The organism is Streptomyces sp. UNOC14_S4, assembly GCF_020740835.1.
Taxonomy (GTDB): domain Bacteria; phylum Actinomycetota; class Actinomycetes; order Streptomycetales; family Streptomycetaceae; genus Streptomyces.
Genome location: NZ_JAINFC010000374.1, coordinates 1 through 7,630, shown reverse-complemented (window position 1 = coordinate 7,630; position 7,630 = coordinate 1). Strand labels below are relative to the sequence as shown.

1 protein-coding gene is annotated in these 7,630 nt (G+C 68.4%); it reads right to left on the bottom strand.

The window, feature by feature from the left end; all coding sequences use genetic code 11:
- The coding region (locus tag K6I34_RS26860) for a non-ribosomal peptide synthetase (RefSeq protein ID WP_275127157.1) at nucleotides 1–7,630 on the bottom strand (7,630 nt) is incomplete at both ends.

Here is a 7,630-nt window from a genome sequence, read left to right as displayed (position 1 = left end):
CCACCAGCCGCTCGATCACCGCAGGCTCAGGACTCTGCCCCGGCTGCAACACACACACCGCACCATGCAACAACGCACCGAACAACTCCAGCGCAAAACCGTCCCACGACACCGGCGAACACTGCAAGAACACCTCACCAGGACCGAACCCACCATAATCCTGGCCCAGATACGTCCCCAGCAACGCACGATGCGACGTCGCCACACCCTTCGGCCGACCCGTCGACCCCGACGTGAACATCACACACGCCACGTCATGGGCATTACGGCCGGCTGCGGAAATACTCCGCACGTCATCCGGGAGCGAGTCGACGCACACCGCCGCGACATCAAGCGACGCGACAGCCCCGCTCAGGGCAGTGCGCGTCACGACTGTCCGCACCCCGGCCTCGGCCACCACCGCCGCCAGCCGCTCCGCCGGGAAATCAGGATCCAGCAGCGTATAACCGGCACCCGACTTCAACACCGCCAGCAACGCCACCACCATGTCCACCCCACGCTCCAGGTGAACACCCACCACACCACCCGACACCGGCAACCGCACCGCCAGCGCATCCGCCCGCGCATCCAGCTCGCCGTAGCTCACCCGCACATCACCGAATATCAACGCCGTCGCATCAGGGGCCCGGAACGCCTGCTCCTCGAAGACCTCATGCACACAACGGTCCAGCACACCCGGCGCCACACGATCCGTGTCATTCCACGCGGAGAGAATCAGGTTCCGCTCCTCGGCTGTGCTCAGTTCCGTGGAGCTGATGGGAGCCTGGGGATCGCCCGAGAGGCCGTCGAGAAGGCTGTGCAGGCGGTGCGCCATCGACTGGGCTGTGGTCCGGTCGAAGAGATCGGTGGCGAAGAGGACGGAGCCCTGGATGCCCATGGGGAGACCGGACCCGTCCCGTTCCTCCACGAATGTGAAATGCAGGTCGAATTTCGCCAGGGCCGAGCCGGCGGACTCCTCCTCGACCGTCGTCAGCCCCGGAAGCTCGAAGCTGCCCTCGTCGTTGTTCTGGAGGACGAGCATCACCTGGAACAGGGGGTGCAGTCCACCCGAGCGGTCCGGGTTGATGGCCTCGACCAGCCGCTCGAACGGCACGTCCTGATGCGCGAACGCCGCCAGATCCGTCTCACGTACGCGGGCCAGGAGCTCGCCGAAGGCCGGATCGCCGGACACATCCGTCCGCAACACCAGCGTGTTCACGAAGAAACCGACCAGATCATCCAACGCCTCGTCCGACCGGCCCGCCACCACCGTGCCCAGCGGAATATCCGAACCACCACCCATACGGGACAGCAACGCCGCAAGACCCGCCTGCAGCACCATGAACAACGTCACACCATGCTGTCTGGCCAGTTCGTCCAGCCGAGTGTGCAATTCCTTGCCCAGGGCGAATTCGACCAGGTCGCCGTCATGGCTCGCCACGGCCGGACGAGGGCGATCGACGGGCAGAGCCAGCTCCTGCGGTACGCCGCTCAGCGTCCGGCCCCAGTAGTCCAGTTGCTCCCCCAGGACCTCCTCGAAGAGCTCGCGCTGCCACAGCGTGTAGTCCGCGTACTGCACCGGCAACGGCGCGTCCCACACCGGCGCCTCGCCCACCCGCCTGGCCTGGTACGCCTGTGCCAGGTCGCCCAGCAGTGGACGCGCCGACCAGCCGTCGCTCGCGATGTGGTGGAGAGTCAGGACGAGAACGGACTCCGCCGCGCCGATCGTGAACAGCGTTCCCCGGATCGGGAGTTCGTTCTCCAGGTCGAAAGGGGCCGACACCGCGGCCGCCAGCCGGTCCGCCACTTCCCGCTCCGCGCATTCCACGACAGTGAATTCGAGCGGTACGGCAGCGGCATCGAGAATTATCTGCCGGGGTTCCCCCTCCACCGCCGGGAATACGGTCCGCAGGGCCTCGTGCCGGACCACCACATCGCGTACGGCGGCTCCCAGCGCCTCGCCGTCGACACGGCCGCGCAGGCGGAAGACAAAGGGCGCGTTGTAGGTGGGCTGCTGCTCGAAGCGCTCCAGGAACCACAGCCGGTGCTGCGCCGACGACAGCGGCAGCACCTCGGGGCGCCGCTCCGCCGCTCGCAGCGGGATACGGGTCGTCCCCCCGCCGGCGAGGCACTTCGCGACACCCGCCACGGTCGGGTTGCGGAACAGGTCACGGATGCCGAGTTCCTCGCCCAGCACCGCCCGCACCCGGCTGATCAGTCGCGTCGCCAACAGCGAGTGTCCGCCCAGGGCGAAGAAATTGTCGTCCACCCCGACCGTGGGAACGTCCAGGATCTCGGCGAACAGCCCGCAGAGGATCTCCTCGCGCGCCGAACGCGGGGCGCGGCCGACAGCCACGACGTCCTGCGCGCCGACGGCCGCCGCGAGACCGGCCCGCGCACGCTCGGTACGGGCCAGGAACTCCCGCTCCTCGGCCGACGAGTCGAACAGGGCGAGCGCCCCGACGGACACCCCGGAGTCGTCACCGACCTGCTCCAGCAGCCGCGCCAGACGGTCCGCGAGGGACACCACGGTCGTACGGTCGAAGAGGTCGGTGGCGAACAGGACGGAGCCCTGGACACCCACGGGACGACCCGTGCCGTCGCGCTCCTCCACGAACGTGAAGTCGAGGTCGAACTTCGCGGGGACCGAGCCCAGCGGCTCCACCTCCGTGCCGAGCCCGGCCAGCTCCAGCTGCCCTTCCGCCGTGTTCTGCAGGACGACCGTGACCTGGAACAGCGGGTGCAGCGCCCCGGAACGCACCGGATTGATCTCCTCGACCAGCCGCTCGAACGGCACGTCCTGATGCGCGAAGGCGGCCAGGTCGGTGGCGCGTACGCGGGCCAGGAGCTCGCCGAAGGCCGGATCGCCGGACACATCCGTCCGCAGGACAAGCGTGTTGACGAAGAAGCCCACGAGATCGTCGAGCGCTTCGTCGGACCGGCCCGCCACGACCGTGCCGAGAGGGATATCGGGCCCCGCGCCGAGCCGGGACAGCAGGGCCGCGAGTCCGGCCTGGAGCACCATGAACAGCGTCACCCCGTGCTGCCGCGCCAACGCCTCCAACTTCCCGTGCAACTCGGCACCCAGGACGAACTCGACCAGCTCCCCTTCGTGGCTGGGTACCTCCGGGCGCGCACGGTCGATGGGCAGAGCGAGCGCCTGGGGGGACGCGTCGAGCGCCTGGCGCCAGTGGGCGAGCTGGTCGTCGAGGACATCGGCGAGCAGCTCGCGCTGCCAGAGCGTGTAGTCCGCGTACTGCACCGGCAACGGCTCCCACACCGGCTCCCCACCCGCACACCGGGCCGCGTACGCCGTGGCCAGATCCGCGAGCAGCGGCCGCTCCGACCACCCGTCGCTCGCGATGTGATGCAGAGCCAGGAGGAACACGGACTCGTCGGCACCGAGGGTGAAGAGCGTCACCCGGACGGGGAAGGCGTCCTCCAGATCGAACGGGGTGTAGGCAGCCTCGGCAAGGCGCTCGGCCAGCTCATGCTCGGAACATTCGACAACGGTGAAGTCGATGTCGACGTCGCGCATATCCAGTACGAGCTGCCGGGGCTCGCCCTCGACGGCCGGGAAGCGGGTCCGCAGCGTCTCGTGACGGGCGACGATGTCGGTGACCGCCAGCCGCAAGGCGGCCGTGTCGACCTGTCCACGCAACCGGAAGGCGAAGGGGACGTTGTAGGTCGCCTGCTTCTCGAAGCGCTCCAGGAACCACAGCCGGTGCTGCGCCGACGACAGCGGCAGGACGTCGGGCCGCTCGCGCCGCGTGAGCGCCGCACGTGCTGTACCCGCGGCACCCAGCCGCTCGGCCAGCAGGGCGACGGTGGGCGCGTCGAAGAGGTCCCGAATGCCCAGCTCGACACCGAGGGCGGCACGGACGCGGCTGATCAGTCGCGTGGCGAGGAGCGAGTGCCCGCCGAGGGAGAAGAAGTCGTCGTCGATCCCGACGGACGGCACGGCCAGGATCTCGGCGAACACCCCGCACAGGATCTCCTCCTGCAGCGTCCGAGGACCACGGCTGTCAGCGGCCGGCAGCACGTCGGGAGCGGGCAGGGCCCGGTGATCGAGCTTGCCGTTCGGCGTCAGCGGCAGGGCGTCCAGGGGCACCACGGCGGCGGGCACCATGTGACGGGGCAGCAGCCCGGCCACGTAACGACGAAGATCAGCCCCCTCGACCGGGGCACTCGCCACGACATACGCCACCAGACGGCCCTCGCGAACGACAACCGCGGCCTGCACCACCGCACCATGGGCGGTCAGGACCGCCGCGATCTCACCTGGCTCGACACGGAAACCACGGACCTTGACCTGATCGTCACCCCGGCCCACATACTCCAGCACGCCATCCGCACGCCACCGGGCCAGATCACCCGTGCGATACATCCGCCCACCGACGACACCGAACGGGCACGCCACAAAACGCTCAGCAGTCAGAGCGGGGCGGCTGATGTAACCCTGGGCCAGACCCGCACCCGCCACATACAGCTCACCCACCACACCCACCGGCACCGGACGCAGACCCTCATCCAGGACATACACCCGCTTGTTACCGACCGGACGACCAACCGGCAGATGGGACCGCGTGAGGTCCGCCGATTCCACCGCGTGACAGGTGGTGAAACCCATGCTCTCGACCGGGCCGTAACCATTCCCCACACGCAGGCCGGGGAAAAGCTCCAGCACCTTCACCACGTGTGCGACGGAACCCACCTCACCACCGGTGAATGCCACCCGCACGCCATCGAAAGCAGCGGGGAACTCATCCACCAGGTGATTGAACAGGCTCGCCGACAGCTGAAGCATCGTCACGCCATGCTCTGCCACCAGCCGCTCGATCACCGCAGGCTCAGGACTCTGCCCCGGCTGCAGCACACACACCGCACCATGCAACAACGCACCGAACAACTCCAGTGCGAATCCGTCCCACGACACCGGCGAACACTGCAAAAACACCTCTCCAGGACCGAACTCGCCATAATCCTGGCCCAGATACGTCCCCAGCAACGCACGATGCGACGTCGCCACACCCTTCGGCCGACCCGTCGACCCCGACGTGAACATCACACACGCCACATCACTCGCGCTGACATCAACAGGGGCGCCATCCCGTATCGCCTCCGGCAACGCATCGACACACACCGTCAAAACACCAGAGGAACGCACGTTGCCACTCAGCGCGGTACGCGTCACCACCGTCCGCACCCCGGCCTCGGCCACCACCGCCGCCAGCCGCTCCGCCGGAAAATCAGGATCCAGCAGCGTATAACCGGCACCCGACTTCAACACCGCCAACAACGCCACCACCATGTCCACCCCACGTTCGAGAAGGACACCGACCACACCACCACCCGAAACCGGCAACCGCACCGCCAGCGCATCCGCCCGCGCATCCAGCTCGCCGTAGCTCACCCGCACATCACCGAATATCAACGCCGTCGCATCGGGGGCCCGGAGCACCTGCTCCTCGAAGACCTCATGCACACAACGGTCCAGCACACCCGGCGCCACACGATCCGTGTCATTCCACTCCACGACCATCCGCGCACGCTCATCCGCGTCCAGCAGCTCCACCGAACCGATCGACACCCCCGGATCGGAAGCAACACCGGCAAGCAACCGCCCCAGACGCGTAGCCAGAGACTCCGCCGTCGCCTGATCGAAGAGGTCAGCGGCGAAAAGCAGCGAGCCGTGAAGGCCCGCCGGGCGACCCGTCCCGTCCTGCTTTTCCTCGAAGGTGAAATTCAGGTCGAATTTCGCCGGGATGGATCCAACCGATTCTTCCTCTACGGTCAACCCCGGCAGCTCGAATCGGCTCTCGGCGTTGTTCTGGAGGACGAGCATCACCTGGAACAGCGGATGCCGCGCACCGGAGCGGTCCGGGTTGATGGTCTCGACCAGCCGCTCGAACGGCACGTCCTGATGCGCGAACGCCGCCAGATCCGTCTCCCGGACCCGCCCCAGCAACTCACCGAACGCAGGATCACCCGACACATCCGTCCGCAACACCAGCGTGTTCACGAAGAAGCCCACCAGGTCGTCCAGGGCCTCGTCCGTACGGCCCGCCACCACCGTGCCCAGCGGAATATCCGAACCGCCACCCATACGGGACAGCAACGCCGCAAGACCCGCCTGCAACACCATGAACAGCGTCACACCGTGCCGCCGCGCCAGCGCCTCCAACTCCCCGTGCAATTCAGCACCCAGAGCGAACTCGACAAGGCCGCCCTCGTGACTCGGCACAGCAGGCCGCGGACGGTCCGCAGGCAGTGCCAATTCCTGGGGCACGTCGCTCAACTTCCGGCTCCAGTAACCCAGTTGCTCGCCGAGTGCCGAGTCCAGGAGCTCGCGCTGCCACAGCGTGTAGTCCGCGTACTGCACCGGCAACGGCGCGTCCCACTCCGGCGCCTCGCCCGCGCACCGGGCCCGGTAGGCCGTGGCGAGGTCCGTGAGCAGTGGCCGTTCGGACCAGCCGTCGCTCGCGATGTGGTGCAGGGTCAGCAGAAGGACGGACTCCTCCGCCCCCACCGTGAAGAGCCGTGCCCTGATCGGCAGGTCCGTCTCCAGGTCGAACCGGGCGCGCATCGCGAGGGACAGCTCCTGCGCGAGCGCATTCTCCAGGCACTCCGCGATGGAGAAGCCGACCTGGGCGTTCTCGACGCCCAGGATCACCTGTCGGGGCTCGCCGTCCACTTCGGGGAACACCGTACGCAGCGACTCGTGCCGGGCGACGACATCGTTCAGCGCGGCGCGCAGAGCAGCCGTGTCGATCCGGCCGCGCAGCCGGAAGGCCAGCGGCGCGTTGTACGTGGGCTGCTGTTCGAAGCGCTCCAGGAACCACAGCCGGTGCTGCGCCGACGACAACGGCAGCGTCTCCGGGCGTGTACGCCGCACCAGCGCCGCACGCGCGCCACCGGCGGCGCCCAGCCGCTCCACCAGCCCAGCCACCGTCGGCGCCTCGAACAGGTCACGGATCTTCAGCTCCGCCCCGAGCACCGAGCGGACCCGGCTCACCAAGCGCGTCGCCAGCAGCGAGTGACCACCGAGCTCGAAGAAACCGTCGTCGACCGATACCCGCTCGACACCGAGGACCTCGGCGAACAACCCCGCCATCGCCACTTCCTGCGGAGTACGCGCCTCACGCCCCTCCACCGACCCAGTGAACTCCGGCTCGGGCAGAGCACGCCGGTCCAGCTTGCCGTTCGGGGTCAACGGCAGCGCGTCCAGAGGGACGACGGCTGCCGGGAGCATGTGGGGCGGCAGCAGCCCGGCCGCGTACCGGCGGAGCTCCGCCGGGTCGACCGGCCTGGACAGGATCACATAGCCCACCAGGCGATCTTCGCGTGCCACGGCCGCGGCCTGGGCGACGGAGTCGTGACCGGCGAGGACGGCGGCGATCTCGTCGGGTTCGATGCGGAAGCCACGGATCTTGACCTGGTCGTCGGCCCGCCCCACGTACTCCAGCACACCATCCACACGCCACCGCACCAAGTCACCCGTGCGATACATCCGCTCGCCAGGCGCACCGAACGGACAGGCAACGAACCGCTCGGCGGTCAGATCCGGACGGTTCACGTAACCCCGCGCGAGCCCGGACCCGGCCACGTACAACTCACCGACCACACCCGCCGGCACCGGCCGCAAACCCTC